Genomic DNA, 16790 nt, shown 5'->3' with positions numbered 1-16790 from the left:
GCCAGCACGCCCAGTGCGGCTGCGGCGGCCGCCAGTCCGGTCGCGAGCGGCAGGCGTGGGATGGCCCGGCGGGCGCGCCGGGCGGGGGAGGTCCGCGGCTCGGCGGTGTGGATCTCGGCCATGAGGTGCTCCTTGAGGATCTGGAAGCGGTCGGCTGCGAGGTCCGAGATGGCGGGCACCGGCAGGCCGTCCTTCGGTTCGGCCGGCTGCTCGTCGCCGCGGTGCTGGTGCGCGTTCATCGGGCTGTCTCCTGTGTCGACCGGGCCGCCTGGATGCGGCTCGCTTGGTGCTGTCCGGTGGCGGGCGGGCGTTCGGTTTCCGCTCGGTTTCTTCTGAGTTCCTCGTCGGTGAGCTTGGCCAGCCGGGTGCGGGCGCGTGACAGGCGGGCGCGCACGGTGCCGACCGGGATGCCGAGTGCCTCGGCGGCGGCGGCGTGGTCCAGGCCGGACCACACGCACAGCGCGAAGACGTCCCGGTCTGCTTGGCGGAGTCTTTTCATGGCGGTCCGTACGGCGCGCAGCCTCTCGGCGTCGGCCATGCGCTCCACCGTTTCGTGGGAGAAGTCGGCCACGGCGTCCCGTGGTGGCAGGCGGGCCAGTGCCGCGCGGTGCCGCCGGGTGGAGCGGGCGAGGTTGCGGTGGACGTTGGTGGCTATGCCCAGGAGCCAGGGCAGCAGGCCGTCCCCTTCAGGGCGCAGGCGGTGGCGGACGCGCCACGCCTCGAGGAATGTCAGGGAGACCACGTCCTCGGCGACCTGCGGGTTGCCGGACACGCGGAGGGCGTGCCGGTAGACGGCCCGGGCCTCCTGGTCGAACAGCTCTCCGAGGGCTGATGGGTCGTCGTCTCGTATTCGCTGCCGCAGTGAAGGGTCCATGTCGGGTCCTGTCCGCCGGGGGTGTGGCGTCCGTGTGATGTGCCTCACGCAGGAGCGCCCGACCTGATCAGCTGATTCCGGAGCGTGGGGGATGGTCACGCGACGGCTGTACCGCAGCGCCACACCGTATGCCGATCTGGTGCCGCATTTCCACCCCACACTGAGCGCGATGCCGCGTAAGTCGTTTCGACCGCAGGACACGCCACGACGCCGGCCGGCCCGGCCGCATTGTGCGGCCGGGCCGGGGCGGGGGACGGGACGAGCCGGGAGTCAGTCCCGGTATTCGAAGGCGCCGATGTCACACGCCCGGCCTTGGGGCCGCTGGACGCCGCGCTGGTCGGCGGTGGGGCAGTCCGAGGCGGCGTCGATGGCGGGGCTGCCGCGCAGCAATGCCACGGTGTCGGTCGGTCCGCCGTTGTTCGCGAGGGGCGCGAGCTGGGGATCACGGCGGGAGAGATCGCCTCTGGCCCTGAGGCGGCAACCGTCTCCGCTGTCGATGTTGTTGCCCAGTGACTCGATGGTGGCGAAGGCGCTCTTGCAGTTGCTGCCGGCCTGGCCGATGGTGTTGTCGGCGATGATGGTGTTATGCAGGCTGAGGTGGCCCAACGGCACGTCGCGTCCGTCGGTGACCGGCGGCAGGCTGTCCAGGTAGGCGGGGGCGATGTTGATCCCGGCGCCGCCGATGGTGGCGGTGTTGCCGGTGATCGTGGAGTTGCGGAAGGACACCAGGCCTCTGCCGCGGATGTCGACGCCGCCGCCGTATCCGGCCAGGCTGCCCGGCCGCTGCCAGTCGTCGGTCACGCGGTTGTCCGCGATCGTGGAATTGATCACGGTGCCGGTGCTGTCGAACCGGATGCCTCCGGCCTCACCCGATGTGTTGCGGCTGACGGTGCTGTCGATCAGGTTCAGGTTCGACCTGGGAATGTTGAAGATGCCTCCTCCGTAGCCGGCGGTGTTCCCCGTTACCGTCACCCGGCGCAGCGTCATGTTCTTGCTGTTTGCGATGCCGCCTCCGCCGGGATCGGTGAAGCGCACTTCCCGCTGCTTGGCGACCCCTCCCGTGATCGTGAGGTCGGACAGCGACGTGTCGGCACCCATGCGGAAGACCCGGTCGATCTGGTTGCCGTCGATGATGGTCTCCCGCGCCCCGACCCCCTGGAAGGTGGTCGGTGCGGTGACGTTCAGGTCGCCTCTGGTCGGGTCGGCCTGCCTGGTGTTGAGCTGGCCGGGGTCCGGGGGAATGGTCAGCCGGTAGCGGCCGGCGGGTAGCTTGATCGTGCTGCCGGGCTGGGCGTTCGCGGCCATGACCGCCGCACGCAGGGTGCAGGTTCCTGCGGCGGTACGGCAGGCGCGGTCGGAGGCGTCCGCGTCCACCGCGTCTTGCGTGGAGTCGACCGTGAAGATCAGGGGCGCGGAGGCCGCTTGCGCGGAGGCCGGCGCGGCGGCCACGGTTCCAGCGAACGCCGCGAGTAACGCGGCCAGCGCCGAAGGGGCAGTCGATCTGGTCATGGAGATGCGCCTCTTCTTCCTCTTGGGGGGGAAAGGTGAGAAACGCATGCGTATATAACGTGTATCAGACTGTTTACATCTATGAAAGACTCAATTAATCCGCTGCTGCAGCCGAACCTGTCCGGCCTTCCTCGTGGGCCGCACGGCCTCGCTCGGGAGCTTGTGACAGGCTCGCAGCGCCAGCGGCTGCTGTACGCGATAGTGGTGGCGGTGGCCGACAAGGGCTACATCGCCGCGACCGTGGGCGATGTGACGGCACGGGCGGGCGTGTCCCGCAAGACGTTCTACGAGCTGTTCGCGGACAAGGAGCAGTGCTTCATCGCCGCCGCGGACACAGGCCGCGAGCTCATGGTCAAGCGGCTTGAGGCGTCGTTCGCACGCTCATCGGCGCAGTCGCTCGCCCCGGTGGCGACGCTTCGTGCCTCGATCCACGCCTTTCTCGGGATAGTCGCGGACGAGCCGGAGTTCGCCAGGGCTTTCTTCCTGGAGACGGCGACGGCCGGCGGCCGGGCGCAGGAGCACCAGGACGCCTGCCGCTCCTGGTTCGCCCAGTCGATGCGGGCCTGGCACGCCAAGATTCCCGGTCGCCGCCACGTCCCCCCTGAGATCTACATGGCCGCTGCGGACGCCACGCATGAAGCTGTCTGCCGCTTGCTGCGCCAAGGGCGCATCGGCGAGGTCCCCGCCCTGGAGGACGCCGTGCTGCACATCTGTCTCGCCCTGATGGGCGTGGCCGAGGACGCCGACGACGGAGAGAGGTGATGTGTCACGGTGTCCTCCCGGGTGGTCCGGTCGTGGGCGGCTCGGGCGCGTACGGCGGGGTCGGGGTGGGCTCACAGGCCGCGGAGGTGGCGGGCGGCTACGGTGGAGATCCAGAGCATCGCGGTGATGGCGCCGACGGCCAGGGTGAGGGATCCGGCCTTGCCGCCGCTCATGGCCCAGCCGTCGCCGAGCAGCAGGGCGGTGCCGGCGGCGCGGGAGGCGATGGCGAGGCCGCGGTTCCCGGCGCGGCTGAAGTGGCGGCCCAGGACGTAGCAGGCGGCGATCATGGCGGTGAAGGAGATGGAGCGGGCCGCCAGGTGGCCGTAGCAGTGCCAGGTGAGGGTGTCGGGCATACCGTACGGGGTGCCGATCGGGAAGCCGTCGCCGGGGTCCATGACGAGGAGGCCCGAGGCGATCATGCCGATGCCGTTGACGAGGATCAGTCGTGGCGCCCAGGTGCCTCCGGGTGTGCCGTGGAGGGTGCGGCGCAGGCCGGCGGCGCCGGCCATGTAGAGGAGGCCGGCGACCACGAAGTTGGTGATCTGCAGCCAGCCGAGGGAGCCGTTGCTCAGGACGCTGAGGGGGTGGCGGGTCAGGTCGAAGCCTTCGCGGGTGGCGGCCTGGGCGAGGGAGACGGTGGCCCAGAGGGGGGCCGCGGCGGCTCCGCAGGCGAGCAGCGCCCGGGTGGCGACAGTGGCCGTGGTGGTGGCGGCGGGGACGTGGGTGGTGGTCATGGTGGCTGCCTTCCGGGTTCGTTCGGTGTAACGGTTGCTCGCTGACGCGTCGGCCCGGAGATGTGACAGGGAATGCGCTGCGTTCCCTGTCACATGGGGTCGTTCGACGTGTAGGCGGAAGACGACGAACGAGAAGGAAGGAAGTGCGCTCATGCGTTACTTGATGATGTCCAAGGCGTCCGACACCGCTCCCGACGAGAAGCTCTACGCGGAGATGGCCAGGTTCGTGGAGGAGCTGTCGGCGGCGGGTGTCCTGCTGGCGACCGGCGGGCTGGAGCCGGGTGGTGTGGTGGTGGCCTCGCGCGGTGACGAGATCACGGTGACCGACGGGCCGTTCGCCGAGGCCAAGGAGGCGGTTGCCGGGTTCGCGCTGGTGGAGGTGCGGTCCAAGGAGGAGGCGATCGAGCTGACCCGTCGTTTCCGGAGGATCGTCGGCGACGGGGAGAGCGTGATCCAGCAGGTGTTCGGCCCCTGAGGTGCTCGTCAGCGCTGTCGGCGCTGTCGGCGCCGCCTCCGGCTTGCGGGGGAGCCGGGGGCGGTGCTGTCATCATGCGGTGACGGACGCCCATCGCGCCATCGACGCGGTCTGGAAGCTGGAGTCGGCCCGGATCGTCGCCGGGCTGACGCGGATGGTGCGCGACGTCGGCCTGGCCGAGGAGCTGGCGCAGGACGCGCTGGTCGCGGCGCTGGAGCAGTGGCCGGAGTCGGGGGTTCCGGACAATCCGGGTGCGTGGTTGACGGCCATCGCCAAGCGGCGGGCGGTGGATCACATCCGTCGTTCGCAGCTCCTGGAGCGCAAGCAGGAGCAGCTCGCTCACGAGCTGGAGCGGCAGGGGGACGGGGAGCGGGACGACGTCCTGCGGTTGATGTTCATGGCCTGCCATCCGGTGTTGCCGACGGAGGCGCGGGTGGCGCTGACGCTGCGGCTGGTCGGCGGGTTGACGGCGGCGGAGATCGCGCGGGCGTTCCTGGTCAACGAGCCGGTGATCGCGCGGCGGATCGCCGCGGCCAAGCGGACGCTGGCCGAGGAGGGGGTGGGGTTCGAGCTGCCGGACGGCTCGGAGCCGGCGGGCCGGTTGGCGTCGGTGCTGGAGGTCGTCTATCTGATCTTCAACGAGGGGTACGCGGCCACGTCGGGCGGCGATCTGATGCGGCCGGGGCTGTGCCTGGAGGCGTTGCGGCTGGGCCGGTTGCTGGCGGAGCTGGCGCCGCTGGAGGCCGAGGTGCACGGGCTGGTCGCGCTGATGGAGATCCAGGCGTCGCGTTCGGCGGCGCGGACGGGGCCGTCGGGTGAGCCGGTGCGGCTGCACGAGCAGAACCGTGGGCGGTGGGACCAGTTGCTGATCCACCGCGGGTTCGCGTCGATGCTGCGGGCGCGGGAGGTGGGGGGCGTGCCGGGTCCGTACGTGCTGCAGGCGGCGATCGCCGTGTGCCACGCGCAGGCGCGGACGGCGGAGGAGACCGATTGGGGGCAGATCGCGGCGTTGTACGAGGCGTTGGTGCGGCTGGTGCCGACGCCGGTGGTGCGGCTGAACGGGGCCGTGGCGGTCGGGATGGCACGCGGGCCGCTGGCGGGGCTGGCGGTGGTGGACGCGCTGGCGGGTGATCCGGCGCTGCGTGACTACCATCTGCTGCCCGGGGTGCGGGCTGATCTGCTGGTCCGGTCGGGGCGGGTGGGCGAGGCGCGGCTGGAGTTCGAGCGGGCCGCGGCTCTCGCGCGCAATGCCGCTGAGCGGGCGTTCCTGCTGCGCCGCGCGGAGGGGCTCGCCGTGCCGGACGGTGATCCGGCGGGGGTGACGCTGGGGGCGGCCGCGGCGGGGTTCCTGGGGCGGGGGGACCTGGACGCCGGGACGGTGCGTTCGTACGGGCAGACGTTGCGGCGGTTGTGTCTGGCGCTGGGCGGGCAGGTGCCGTTGGCGGCTGTGACGCCGGGGCAGGTGGCGGAGGTGTTCGCGGTGGCGTGGGGTGGGGCGGCGGCCAGGACGTGGAACCGGCACCGGGCGGCGGTCCGGTCGTTCGGCGCGTGGGCGGCGGCGGGGCATTCTGTGGGGGATCTCGCGGCGGGTGTGGAGCGGCGGGCGGAGGTTCGGTCGCGCGTGGAGCCGATCGGGGCGGCGGAGCTCGCGGCGTTGTGGACCCGTCCCGGGGTCGGGGTGCGGGAGCTGGCGCTGTGGCGGCTGCTGCACGAGTCGGCGGCGCAGGTGAGGGTGGTGCTGTCGTTGAACGTGGAGGATCTGGACCTGGAGGATCGGCGGGCGCGTGTGGGGGGCGGGTGGGTGTGCTGGCGTTCGGGGGCGGCGCGGTTGCTGCCCGAGCTGGTCGCCGGGCGCAGGCGGGGGCCGTTGTTCCTGGCGGACCGGCGGCCGGTGCCGTCGCGGTTGGGGGCGGGGGCGGATCTGTGCCCGGAGACGGGGCGGCGGCGGTTGTCGTACGAGCGGGCGGAGTATCTGTTCAAGCAGGCGACGAGGGAGCTGGATCCGGCGGGTGAGGGTTTCACGCTGCGCCGGCTGAAGGGGCGTGACTGACTGCGGAGGAGGGCCGTGACAACGGGGGAGGAGGGGCGCGATGGCGGAGGATCGGTCGGTGCTGAGCCGTGCGAGCCGCGAGCCGGATCTGCTGCTGCGTTACGGGGACGGCGCCGGGCAGGTGGCGGACGGCTGGGTGGGGCCTGGTGGGGCACGGGGGCTTCCGCTGGTCGTGCTGCTTCATGGGGGTTTCTGGCGTCCCGAGTACGACCGCGCGCACGTCCGGCCGATGGGGGAGGCGCTGTGCGGCGCGGGCTGGTCGGTCGTCTCCGTCGAGTACCGGCGCGTCCCGGGTGAGCCCGGCTCGGCGACCGGTGATGTGCGGGCCGCGCTGGACCTGTTGCCGGAGCTGTTCGACGGGCCGCAGGACGGCTCGATGATCGTCGTCGGCCACTCGGCGGGCGGTCATCTGGCGCTGTGGGCCTCGGCGGCCGGAGCCGCCGCTCCCGCTCTGCGGGCCACCGTGGCCCTGGCTCCCGTGGCGGATCTGCGGCTGGCCCACCGGCTGGGGCTCGATGGTGGCGCTGTGGCGGACTTCCTGGGCGTGGCGCCCGGCACCCGCCCGGACCTCGACCCGGCGCGGGGCGAATCGCCGGCCGCGCCGACCGTGATCTTCCACGGCCTCGATGACCGGATCGTCCCGATCGCGCTGTCGGAGTCGTATGTGACCGCCCATCCTTCGGCCCGGCTGGCGCCGTTGCCCGGAGCCGGTCATTTCGCTCTGATAGACCCGCTCACAGCCGCCTGGGCGCGGGTGCTGTCGGGGCTGCGTGCCCTGTCCGCCGACCACCGCTGAGCGGTCGTCCGGTGGCGATCGCCCCGCGAGGATGTCCTCGCGGGGCGACCGTCAGGTGTTTCGACCTGTGTTCGTGCTAGTCGTTGTCCTCCTCGTACGGGATGTCCGTGGGGTCTGGCGTGACGGCCACGGGCGAGGCGGTGGTGCCGCCGAATGCGGCGTTAGCGATCGGCGCGGCGATCGCGCCGGAGACGATGAGCGTGGACGCCGCCATCGCGGCGGCGAGAAGCGGGCGTTTCAGCATGAGAGATCACTCCGTGAGATGATGTGTGCTCGAGATGATCTAAGCTGCCGGAGCGTCGGCTGGGTTCCCGGGAAACGCCAATGCGGCGCGTGGAACACATCTCACAGTAACCGGGGTGGCCGGTGGGGTCTCCCGGCGGGAGGCAAAACCTGCTTACCGACAATCAACGCACATGCTGCATTAATTGCCATTCATCGAGAATGGTCGAGAAATCGGGAATATGGTCGTTCGTCCGCGAACGGCGCGGCCGGGCGCCGCGTCGGGCGCCACGGGTGAGGGTCCGTCCGGTCGCCCGGGTCAGGCGGCCGGGGCTGTCAGGGTGTAGAACGCGCCGGGGTCGGCCGCCAGCGACGCCTTGACGTGACGGCTCCACTCGTCGGCCAGCACCTCGATCTCGCCGGCCTCGACTCCGTCGAGCGCGATCCGCACCACCTCGGCGGGGTCGGTCTTCTCGCCGTGGTAGCGGCTCGACATGTCGGTCTCCGCTGCGCCCAGGTGCAGTCCGGTGACGAGGGTTCCCTGGCCGGCCAGTTCCAGGCGGATGCCGTTGGTCAGGCTCCACTCGGCCGCCTTGGCGGCGGCGTAGGCGTTGGCGCCGGTGTAGGAGAACCACGACAGCGCCGACAGGACGTTGAGGATGGCCCCGCCGCCGTTGGCCGCAAGTGCGGGGGCGAAGGCCCGGACCACGTTGAGGGTGCCGAAGAAGTGCGTCTCCATCTCCAGCCGGACCGCCGTGGGGTCTCCGGTGAGGAGGTTGTGGAAGGTGTTGATCCCCGCGTTGTTGACCAGCAGGCTGACATCGCCCGCGGCCTGTGCCGCCGCGGCGACCGAGGCCTGGTCGGTGATGTCGAGGGGCAGCACCTCGACATCGGGGACGTCGACGAGCTCGGGCCTGCGCGCCGTCGCGTAGACCTTCGTCGCGCCCCTTTCGAGCAGCTGGCGGGCGAACTGCCGTCCGATGCCGCGGTTGGCTCCCGTGACGAGAGCGACCGTACCGGCGATCTCCATGAGTGTGTCCTTCGTTGGTCGGGTGGTTCATGGGGTGCTCCGCGAGCACCACGCCGGTTAGGCTAGAACCTAACGCTAACGTCAGGTGCAAGTGTTGGTTTTCGAGGTCCGTTCGGAGGAGGCGCTGTGCGCATCGGTGAGGTCGCCGAGAAGTCGGGTGTGAGCGTGCGGGCGCTGCGCTACTACGAGGAGCAGGGCCTGCTCGTCGCCTCGCGCAGCGCGGGCGGGCAGCGGCGGTATCCGGAGGACGCGGTCGAACGGGTCAGGCTGATCCAGCAGCTGTACGCCGCCGGGCTCACCAGCAAGACGATCCTCCAGCTGCTGCCGTGCGTGGATTCGGGCCGGGTGACCTCGACGCTGCTGCGGCGGCTGGCGGAGGAGCGCGACCGCATCGACCAGCGGATCAGCGAGCTGCTGGAGGCGCGTAACCGGCTCGACGGGGTCATCGCCACGGCCATGGAGCCCGGCCCGGGCTGCGTGCACGTGGACACCTGAACGCCGGTCGCCGAGGCCGGGGGCTGGTTCGTCCCGGCGCTACGACGTTCCCGGAGGCTGCGAGCGGCGGTAGGCGATCAGGAGGACGATCGCGATCAGCGGCTGGAGGATGTCGGTGGGGATGGTCCAGATGTTGTTCGGCGCCGTGTTGCCGTGCGCGGCCCACTGCATGACGTGGCCGATGGCGTCGCCCCAGTAGAGGATGGCCATGGCGATGACCGCGGCGGTCATGAACGAGCCCCGGTTCCAGATGCTGAGCAGGCCGATGACGCCGACCGCGATGTCGGCCCAGCCGACCTCCCACTGGAAGGGGCTGTGCGCGAACCCGATGCTGTCGGCGATCTGCGGCGCGTAGGGGCCGATGTGCCCCAGGCCGCCCAGGATGGACAGCACGCCGCCGCCGGCCACGAACCACAGCAGCCAGATCTCCACCACCCGGCGGTAGGTGCGCCGTGCCGGAGTGCGGTCGGCGAGCACGTGCACCAGCGCGCCGGCCACCAGTCCAAGGAAGGTGAGCACGAAGAACGCCATAGCCGCAGCCTATGGACGGCCACGGCGCTCGGACCACACCCGGCCCGGCGTGTTCAAGATCAGCCCGGCTGGGGTCCGTGCCGATGCGGTCGCCGTCAGCCGTCGGGGCCACGGGGTCGCCGTCCTTGACGGACCCGCACAGCCGACCCTTAGCAACCCGGGTTGACTAACATCCCCTTAGTCAACTACGGTTGCTCGCATGTCCGCTGATGAGATCCCCGCGACCCGGGACCCCGCCGACGGGCTGGCGGCCGTGGCCGCGCTCAGGCGCCTGGCCGACCAGCTGGAGGACGCCGCCGTCGAGCAGGCGATGCGGGAGGGCTGGAGCTGGCCGCAGGTCGCCGAGGCGCTCGGGGTGACCCGGCAGGCGGTGCACAAGAAGCATGCCAAGCGGCTGATCGCCGCCGGCGTCACGTTGAGGAGGCGACATTGACCGCGTTCGACAGATACCTGCACTCGGTCATCGAGCGGGGGGCGCTCGAAGCCCACGAGGACAGATCGGCGGCGATCGAGGCGCAGCACCTGCTGCTGGCGATCGCCGCCGGGCGCGAACCCACCACCCGCCAGGTCCTGGCCTCGGCCGGGCTCGACCGCCAGGCGATCCGCGCCGCGCTGGACCTGGAGTTCGAGCGCAGCCTGAACGCGGCCGGGGTGTCCCTCGCCGACTTCGACCTCCCGAGGCCGAGCCCCGCCCCCAAGCCCCCGACGCAGCTGGGGGCCTCGGCCAGGCTCGCGCTCGACCGCATGGCGACGGTGTTCCGCAAGAAGGACCTGCGGCCGGCGCATCTGCTGCTCGGAATCCTGCAGGCCGAGGCCGGCACCGTGCCGCGCGCGCTCGCGCTGGCGGGCGTCGACCAGGCCGGCCTGGTGGCCACCGTACGGCGGGCACTCCCCGGCCAGAATGGGTAGCGGCGAGTAGGCCGGTCTCCGTAGGAGCGGCCAGGTCTCCGCGAAATCGGCCGAGTCCCGGGCGTGCTCCCGAGGGGACCGTCAGTCGATGAGGCCGAGCTGGCGGCCGGCCCGCAGCGCGAGCCAGACCTCGGCGAAGGCCGCGGTCGACGACAGGTCGCGGCCGGTCAGCTCGGCGAACCTGCGCAGCCGGTAGGCCAGCGTGTTGGGGTGGACGTGCAGCGCCGCCGCCGCGTCCTCGGTGCGCCGGTCGCGCTCCATCCAGGCCCGTACGGACGTCAGCAACTGAGAGCCGTGCGCCGAGTCGTAGGCGAGCACCTTGCCGAGCACGTGCTCGACCAGCGCGGTGAGCACCCACGGGTTGTCGGGCAGCCACCTGCCGGTGGTGTCGTCACCGTAGTGGATCAGTGCGCGCCCCGACTCGCCCGCCGTCGAGGCCGCCCAGACCGCCTCCCGCTGCGGCACCTGCATCGACTCGCCGGGCGGGAACGGCCGGCTCATGCCCGCCGCGACGCCGGGCAGGGCGGCCACGGCCGCGCCGAGGGCGGACGGGCCGAGCACGTAGCGGTCGTCGCCCCTGCGCAGCATGAGGTGCGGCTGGTCGTCGAGCGCCCGGTGGATGGCGTCGTCCGGCACGTTCCTGATCACGAGGAGGACCATGTCGGCGTCCGCGGGCAGGCCCATCCTGACCAGGCGGCGGCGTGCCGCGGCCGGGTCGAGCACGTCCTGCAGCAGTTCGGAGAGGGTCTCGGCGCCCTGGCGGCGCAGCGTCTCGCGCTCGTGGCGGGCCATGGCGACCTGCAGCGCGGCGACCGTGGCGATGTGCTGCGCCACGGCCAGCCCGGCCGGTCTGGCGCCCTGCCGCTCGAAGGCGACGAGGTATCCCGCGGGTCCGCCCGGCGCGGGCACGGGCAGGACGAAGCCGCCGGGGATGGTGGGCGGCGCGTCCGGCTCGGAGGGGAGCACGGCCAGGTCGGGCACCGGCACCCCGGGCAGCAGCGGCCGCCCCTGCGGTGTGCACAGGTAGACCTCGTATCCGGACAGCCGTTCGAGCCGCTTGAACAGGGTCACGGTGTCGAGGTCCTCGGCCGCGAGCCACCGCAGCGCGCCGAACACCTGCAGTTGCGCGCCGAGGCGCTGCCGGGCGTCCTCCTGCACGGCCGCCGCGACCTCCTGGGCGATCGCGATGAACGGCACGGCCAGGGGCACCTGCAGGATCGGCATCCCGCGTTCCTCGGCGGCCTGGAAGAACGCCTCGTGCAGCGGCGGGACGTGCAGCTGAGCCGACAGGGCGAGCGCGGAGACGCCCGCGTCGTCGAGCCGCCGCAGGTAGGCCCGCTGCCTGGCGGCCGAGCGGGGGATCGCGATGCCGGTCGTCATGATGACCTCCGCGCCGAGCAGCCAGGGCGTGGGATCGTCGAGCTCGCTGACGTGCGCCCACGACACCGACCGGCCCAGACCTGCCTCGCCGGCGAGCAGTTCGAGCTGCAGGGCGGGGGAGCGCAGCAGGTCCTCCACGGACACCTTTGTGGTCACACACGAAGGATATGGTGTGTCTTTGGGATTGACCCAATTGAAGCGTGAAGTGCTGACTTGCAGACTCGATGCCATCTACCTGCACCGGAAGGCACGGGCACGACATGAAAAGAGCACTTGCCGTCACTCTCCTCAGCGGACTGGCTCTGGCCGGGTGCGCCGCGCCCGAGGAGGACACGGCAGCACCCAAGACCCAAGTCGCGGCGGGCGCGAAGGACGAAGCGATCGCCAAGATGCTTCCCGAGGACATCCGCAAGGCCGGCAAGGTGCGAGTGGCCTCCGGTGTCTCCTTCCCGCCGATGGAGTTCTTCGACACCGACAACAAGACCGTGCTCGGGTTCGACGCGGACCTGGGCAAGGCGCTCGGCGAGGTGCTGGGCGTGGAGTTCGCCTTCGAGAACGTCAACTTCGACGGGATCATCGGCGGCCTCAACGCGGGCCGCTACGACCTCGCCCTGACCAGCATGCTCGACAAGAAGGAGCGCCAGCAGCAGGTCGACTTCGTCGACTACCTCAAGTCGGGGGCGGCGCTCATGGTGCCGAAGGGCAACCCGCAGGGCGTCAAGGAGATCCTCGACATGTGCGGCCGCAAGGTCGCGGTCGAGAAGGCCGCCACCGGCGACCTGCTCGTGGACGACGTCACCAAGAAGTGCGCGGCGGCCGGCAAGCCGGCCGTGGAGAAGGTGCCCTTCCCCGACCAGGCGAGCGCGGTCCAGGCCCTGCAGTCCAAGCGGGCCGACATGGTGGCGGCGCTCGACCTGACCCTGGCCTACAGCGTGAAGCAGGCTCCGCAGCAGTTCGAGGTCGCGGTGAGCGCGATCGACCCGCTGCCGGTCGGCATCCCGGTGCCGAAGAACGACACGCAACTGCGTGACGCCGTGCAGGCCGCGCTGAAGAAGGTCATCGCCAGCGGCACCTACGACCAGCTGCTGGCCAAGTGGAACCTGCAGGCGCAGGCGTTCAAGGACGCCGCGATCAACGCGGGCACATGACGGCCGTCCAGGAGCACGTGACCGAGCCCATCGTGCCGCTGCGGCGGCCCGGCCGGTGGGTGGCGGGGGCGGTTCTCGCGGTGCTGGCCGCCATGGCTGTCAGCTTCGTGCTGACCACTCCGGCGCTGCGGCCGGACCTGGTGGCGGGGTACCTCTTCGAGAAGTCGATCATGCGTGGGCTGCTGCTCACGGTCGAGCTGACGGCGCTGGCCATGCTGGCCGGCCTCGTCCTCGGCACCGCGCTGGCGATCATGAGGCTCTCCGAGAATCCACTGCTGCGCGGGGTGGCCGCCGCCTACGTGTGGCTCTTCCGGGGCACGCCGATCCTGGTCCAGTTGCTGTTCTGGTTCTTCCTCGGCGCGGTGATGCCGAGGGTGAGCCTCGGCGTCCCGTTCGGCCCGGAGTTCTTCTCCGCGCCGGTCAACGCGCTGATCACCCCGTTCACCGCGGCCATCCTGGGTCTGGGCCTGAACGAGGCCGCGTACATGGCCGAGATCGTCAGGGCGGGCATCGGCTCGGTCGACCGCGGGCAGCGGGAGGCCGCCGAGGCGCTCGGCATGCGGCCCGCGCTGGTCTACCGGCGGGTCATCCTGCCCCAGGCGGCCCGGGTCATCGTGCCGCCGACCGCCAACGAGACGATCTCGATGCTGAAGCTCACCTCGCTGGTGCTGGTCATCGGGCTGCCGGACCTGCTGACCAGCGCGCAGCTGATCTACGGCCGCAACTTCCAGCAGATCCCGCTGCTGATCGTGGCCAGCATCTGGTATCTCGTGCTGACCACGCTGCTGACCTTCATCCAGTCGCGGCTGGAGCGGCGGCTCGGCCGCTCGGACGTCCAGGTCGGAGGACACGCATGAACGGGCCGGACGGACACGTGAACGGGCCGGGCGAATCCGTGAACGGGCCGGACGAGCGCGTGAACGCTCAGGTCCCGCTGCTGAGCGCGACCGGGGTCCGCAAGAGCTTCGGCAGGGTCGAGGTGCTCAAGGGCGTAGACCTGACCGTGTATCCCGGCCAGGTGGTGTGCCTGCTCGGCCCGTCGGGCTCGGGCAAGTCGACCTTCCTGCGCTGCGTCAACCACCTCGAGCGGATCGACGCCGGGGAGATCTGGGTGGACGGCCACCTGGTCGGCTACCGCCGGGCGGGCGGCAAGAAGTACGAGATGCGGCCGCGCGAGGTGGCCGACCAGCGGCGCGACATCGGCATGGTGTTCCAGCGCTTCAACCTCTTCCCGCACCGCACGGCGCTGGAGAACGTCATGGAGGCGCCCCGGCACGTCCTCGGCCAGCCCCGCGACGCCGTCCGGCAGGCCGCCCTCGACCTGCTGCGGCGGGTCGGCCTGGCCGAGCGGGCCGATCACTACCCGGCCCAGCTGTCCGGCGGCCAGCAGCAGCGGGTGGCGATCGCCAGAGCCCTGGCCATGCGGCCCAGGCTCATGCTCTTCGACGAGCCGACCAGCGCGCTCGACCCCGAGCTCGTCGGCGAGGTCCTCGACGTGATGAAGGACCTGGCCGGAGCCGGGATGACGATGGTCGTGGTCACCCACGAGATCGGATTCGCCCGCGAGGCCGCCGACCACGTCGTCTTCATGGACGACGGGACGATCGTCGAGGCGGGCCGGCCCACCGAGCTGATCGCCAACCCCCAACACCCGCGGACCAAGGCCTTCCTGGCCAAGGTCCTGTAGATCGAAAGGAACTCGCCATGCCTCGGGGGCCCGTCGACTCCTCCCGGATCCCGCGCTTCGCCGGACCTGCGACGTTCGCCAGACTGCCTCGCCTGAGCGAGGTCGGGCAGGCCGAGGTGGCCGTCGTCGGGGTGCCGTTCGACAGCGGCGTCTCCTACCGGCCCGGGGCGCGCTTCGGCCCCGCGGCGGTGCGGGAGGCGTCGAGGCTGCTGCGGCCCTACCACCCGGCGCTCGACGTGTCACCGTTCGAGCGCGTCCAGGTGGCCGACGCGGGCGACATCGCCTGCAACCCGTTCAACATCGGGGAGGCGGTCGAGACCATCGACGCCGCGGCGAGCGAGCTGCTGGCCGCCGGCGCCAAGCCGGTGACGATCGGCGGCGACCACACCATCGCGCTGCCGCTGCTGCGGGCGGTCTCGCGCGTGCACGGCCCGGTCGCGCTGCTCCACTTCGACGCCCATCTCGACACCTGGGACACCTACTTCGGGGCCGCCTACACCCACGGCACTCCGTTCAGGCGCGCGGTCGAGGAGGGCATCCTCGACACCGAGGCGCTCAGCCACGTCGGCATCCGCGGTCCCCTGTACGGCAGGCGCGACCTGGAGGAGGACCGGCGGCTCGGCTTCGGCATCCTGACCTCGCGCGACGTCATGCGGCGCGGCGTGGACGAGGTGGTCGACATGCTGCGCCGGCGCGTGGGCGACCGGCCGCTGTACGTGTCGATCGACATCGACGTGCTCGACCCCGCGCACGCGCCCGGCACCGGCACGCCCGAGGCGGGCGGCCTGACCAGCCGCGAACTTCTGGAGATCCTGCGCGGGCTGGCCGGTGCCAACCTGGTCGGCGCCGACGTCGTCGAGGTGGCGCCCTCCTACGACCACGCGGAGATCACTTCGATCGCCGCCTCGCACGTCGCCTACGACCTGGTGAGCCTGCTCGCGCTGCGGGAGAAGCCGTGAGGACGGGCGGCGACCTCGTCGTCGAGTCGCTGGCCGCGCTCGGCGCGACCACGGTGTTCGGCGAGCCGGGGCAGCACGCGCTCGGCCTGTTCGACACGCTCCGCCGCTCGGCCCTGCGCTACGTGGGCTGCCGGACCGAGCTGAGCGTCGCGTTCGCCGCGGACGGGCACGCCCGCGTCACCGGGGCGGTCGCGCCGTTCATGGTCTCCACCGGCCCCGGCGCGCTGGCCACCCTCCCGGCGCTCATGGAGTCGCGCTCGGCGAGCGTCCCCGTCCTGGGCATCAGCAGCCAGATCCCGGCCGACGGGCTGGGCGGCGGACGCAAGGGCTACCTGCACGAGCTGCCGGACCAGGCCGCGTCGTTCAGGGACGTGGTGAAGTCGGTCCATGTGGTGCGCAAGGCCGGCCAGATCCCGTCGGCGCTGGCCGAGGCGTGGGAGAGCGCGCTGAGCGCGCCCGCCGGCCCCGTGTGGGTGGAGATCCCGCAGGACGTGCTGCTCGCCCCGACCGGCGTCCCGGTGGTGGCCGATCTGCGGGTGGCGCCGCGACCGCTCACGCCGCGGGCCGAGCTCATCGCCGCCGCGGCGGAGTTGCTCGAACGGGCGGAGCGCCGGGTGATCCTGGCCGGCGGCGGCGTGGTCCGCGCGGACGCCCGCGACGCGCTGCTGGGCCTGGCCGAGGAGCTGGACGCGCCGGTCGCCACCACCTTCGGCGCGAAGGGCGCCTTCCCGTGGGAGCACCCGCTGTCGCTGCGGTCGTGGCTGGAGGACCGGCACCTGACCGAGTTCCTCGAGGACGCCGACGTGCTGCTGGTCGTCGGCTCGGGGCTGGGGGAGCTGTCCAGCAACTACCACACGATGCGGCCACGCGGCCGGGTCATCCAGATCGAGGCCGACCTCGGCAAGCTGGAGTCCAACCATGCGGGGCTGGGCGTGCACGCGGACGCGCGGCTGGCCCTGGAGGCGCTCGCGCAGGCGGTGAAGGAACGCAGGCGCGTGGCGGGCACCGATGCGGACCCGGGCACCGCCCCCGACCGGGGCGGCGACGCGAGGATGGCGGTCCGTGAGGTGCTCGGGCGGGTCGCCGCACGGCTCGACGCGCAGGACCTCGCGCTGGAGCGGGCCGTCCTCGGAGCCGTGGAACGCGCGCTGCCCCCGCGGGCGCCCAGCTTCTGGGACATGACGATCCTCGCCTACTGGGCCTGGTCCGCCTGGCCGCGGCCGATGGAG

20 protein-coding genes and 1 pseudogene are annotated in these 16790 nt (G+C 71.8%); 13 read left to right on the top strand and 8 right to left on the bottom strand.

The features are described 5' to 3' along the window. The 3 genes from DQW85_RS37425 to DQW85_RS37415 all read right to left on the bottom strand — a co-directional run. On the bottom strand, window positions 1–239 hold a 239-nt coding region (locus DQW85_RS37425; RefSeq protein ID WP_162795691.1), incomplete at its 3' end, for a hypothetical protein. After that, on the bottom strand, window positions 236–874 hold the full coding sequence (locus DQW85_RS37420) for an RNA polymerase sigma factor (protein ID WP_113704470.1): 639 nt from the start codon (window positions 872–874) through the stop codon (window positions 236–238). The genes DQW85_RS37425 and DQW85_RS37420, both read right to left, overlap by 4 nt. A gap of 270 nt (window positions 875–1144) precedes the next feature. Beyond that, window positions 1145–2383, bottom strand: a complete 1239-nt coding sequence (locus DQW85_RS37415; RefSeq protein ID WP_113704469.1) for a right-handed parallel beta-helix repeat-containing protein — start codon at window positions 2381–2383, stop codon at window positions 1145–1147. A gap of 81 nt (window positions 2384–2464) precedes the next feature. Between DQW85_RS37415 and DQW85_RS37410 the strand changes: the two genes are divergently transcribed. After that, window positions 2465–3145 carry a TetR/AcrR family transcriptional regulator gene (locus tag DQW85_RS37410; RefSeq protein WP_113704468.1) on the top strand — a complete coding sequence of 227 codons (681 nt, stop codon included), beginning with the start codon at window positions 2465–2467 and terminating at the stop codon, window positions 3143–3145. Window positions 3146–3216: 71 nt separating this feature from the next. On the opposite strand, the gene DQW85_RS37405 is transcribed toward DQW85_RS37410, so the two are convergent. Next, complete coding sequence (locus tag DQW85_RS37405) at window positions 3217–3879, bottom strand: DUF998 domain-containing protein (RefSeq protein ID WP_113704467.1); 663 nt, start codon at window positions 3877–3879, stop codon at window positions 3217–3219. Between the two features lie 151 nt (window positions 3880–4030). Here DQW85_RS37405 and DQW85_RS37400 point away from each other — a divergent pair, with 151 nt between their 5' ends. The 4 genes and pseudogenes from DQW85_RS37400 (at window position 4031) to DQW85_RS37390 (ending at window position 7200) form a co-directional block, all read left to right on the top strand. Further along, entirely contained in the window at window positions 4031–4354 is a 324-nt protein-coding gene (locus tag DQW85_RS37400; RefSeq protein ID WP_113704466.1) for a YciI family protein, read from the top strand. A 100-nt stretch (window positions 4355–4454) separates the two neighbouring features. Beyond that, window positions 4455–5636, top strand: a pseudogene (locus tag DQW85_RS48395) (RNA polymerase sigma factor); the annotation flags it as partial. Between the two features lie 12 nt (window positions 5637–5648). Further along, entirely contained in the window at window positions 5649–6404 is a 756-nt protein-coding gene (locus DQW85_RS48390; RefSeq protein ID WP_420819213.1) for a site-specific integrase, read from the top strand. Window positions 6405–6444: 40 nt separating this feature from the next. Continuing rightward, window positions 6445–7200 carry an alpha/beta hydrolase gene (locus tag DQW85_RS37390; protein ID WP_113704465.1) on the top strand — a complete coding sequence of 252 codons (756 nt, stop codon included), beginning with the start codon at window positions 6445–6447 and terminating at the stop codon, window positions 7198–7200. Window positions 7201–7276: 76 nt separating this feature from the next. On the opposite strand, the gene DQW85_RS45105 is transcribed toward DQW85_RS37390, so the two are convergent. Together DQW85_RS45105 and DQW85_RS37385 are read right to left on the bottom strand one after the other, a co-directional pair. Continuing rightward, window positions 7277–7444 (bottom strand): hypothetical protein, encoded by a 168-nt coding sequence (locus tag DQW85_RS45105; protein WP_162795690.1) that lies wholly within the window; start codon window positions 7442–7444, stop codon window positions 7277–7279. Between the two features lie 297 nt (window positions 7445–7741). Next, window positions 7742–8452, bottom strand: coding sequence for an SDR family oxidoreductase (locus DQW85_RS37385; RefSeq protein WP_113704464.1), 711 nt, complete (start codon window positions 8450–8452; stop codon window positions 7742–7744). Window positions 8453–8578: 126 nt separating this feature from the next. Between DQW85_RS37385 and DQW85_RS37380 the strand changes: the two genes are divergently transcribed. Continuing rightward, a complete protein-coding gene (locus tag DQW85_RS37380) occupies window positions 8579–8947 on the top strand; it encodes a MerR family transcriptional regulator (protein WP_113704463.1) in 369 nt (122 codons plus the stop codon). 39 nt (window positions 8948–8986) lie between these two features. Here the strand turns inward: DQW85_RS37380 and DQW85_RS37375 are convergent, their stop codons facing one another. After that, the gene (locus tag DQW85_RS37375) at window positions 8987–9478 is read right to left on the bottom strand and encodes a DUF6790 family protein (RefSeq protein ID WP_113704462.1); all 492 of its coding nucleotides are present in this window, start codon (window positions 9476–9478) and stop codon (window positions 8987–8989) included. A gap of 199 nt (window positions 9479–9677) precedes the next feature. On the opposite strand from DQW85_RS37375, the gene DQW85_RS37370 reads away from it, so the two are divergent. Together DQW85_RS37370 and DQW85_RS37365 are read left to right on the top strand one after the other, a co-directional pair. Further along, complete coding sequence (locus DQW85_RS37370; RefSeq protein ID WP_113704461.1) at window positions 9678–9911, top strand: hypothetical protein; 234 nt, start codon at window positions 9678–9680, stop codon at window positions 9909–9911. Continuing rightward, window positions 9908–10387 carry a Clp protease N-terminal domain-containing protein gene (locus tag DQW85_RS37365; RefSeq protein ID WP_113704460.1) on the top strand — a complete coding sequence of 160 codons (480 nt, stop codon included), beginning with the start codon at window positions 9908–9910 and terminating at the stop codon, window positions 10385–10387. The genes DQW85_RS37370 and DQW85_RS37365 overlap by 4 nt, the downstream gene beginning before the upstream one ends. A gap of 81 nt (window positions 10388–10468) precedes the next feature. Here DQW85_RS37365 and DQW85_RS37360 read toward each other — a convergent pair whose 3' ends face one another. After that, window positions 10469–11923 (bottom strand): PucR family transcriptional regulator, encoded by a 1455-nt coding sequence (locus tag DQW85_RS37360; protein WP_240197681.1) that lies wholly within the window; start codon window positions 11921–11923, stop codon window positions 10469–10471. 104 nt (window positions 11924–12027) lie between these two features. Here DQW85_RS37360 and DQW85_RS37355 point away from each other — a divergent pair, with 104 nt between their 5' ends. The 5 genes from DQW85_RS37355 to DQW85_RS37335 all read left to right on the top strand — a co-directional run. Continuing rightward, complete coding sequence (locus DQW85_RS37355) at window positions 12028–12915, top strand: ABC transporter substrate-binding protein (protein WP_162795689.1); 888 nt, start codon at window positions 12028–12030, stop codon at window positions 12913–12915. Next, window positions 12912–13772 carry an amino acid ABC transporter permease gene (locus DQW85_RS37350; protein ID WP_113704457.1) on the top strand — a complete coding sequence of 287 codons (861 nt, stop codon included), beginning with the start codon at window positions 12912–12914 and terminating at the stop codon, window positions 13770–13772. The genes DQW85_RS37355 and DQW85_RS37350 overlap by 4 nt, the downstream gene beginning before the upstream one ends. Further along, window positions 13769–14602 carry an amino acid ABC transporter ATP-binding protein gene (locus DQW85_RS37345; protein ID WP_205315698.1) on the top strand — a complete coding sequence of 278 codons (834 nt, stop codon included), beginning with the start codon at window positions 13769–13771 and terminating at the stop codon, window positions 14600–14602. The genes DQW85_RS37350 and DQW85_RS37345 overlap by 4 nt, the downstream gene beginning before the upstream one ends. Before the next feature lie 17 nt (window positions 14603–14619). Beyond that, window positions 14620–15561 carry an agmatinase gene (speB, locus tag DQW85_RS37340; protein WP_113704456.1) on the top strand — a complete coding sequence of 314 codons (942 nt, stop codon included), beginning with the start codon at window positions 14620–14622 and terminating at the stop codon, window positions 15559–15561. After that, on the top strand, window positions 15558–16790 hold a 1233-nt coding region (locus DQW85_RS37335), incomplete at its 3' end, for a thiamine pyrophosphate-binding protein (RefSeq protein WP_162795688.1). The genes speB and DQW85_RS37335, both read left to right, overlap by 4 nt.

Source organism: Nonomuraea lactucae (assembly GCF_003313395.1).
GTDB classification, from domain to species: domain Bacteria; phylum Actinomycetota; class Actinomycetes; order Streptosporangiales; family Streptosporangiaceae; genus Nonomuraea; species Nonomuraea lactucae.
Note: the sequence above shows the minus strand (reverse complement) of the source record. Positions and strands in the feature narration are given on the sequence as shown.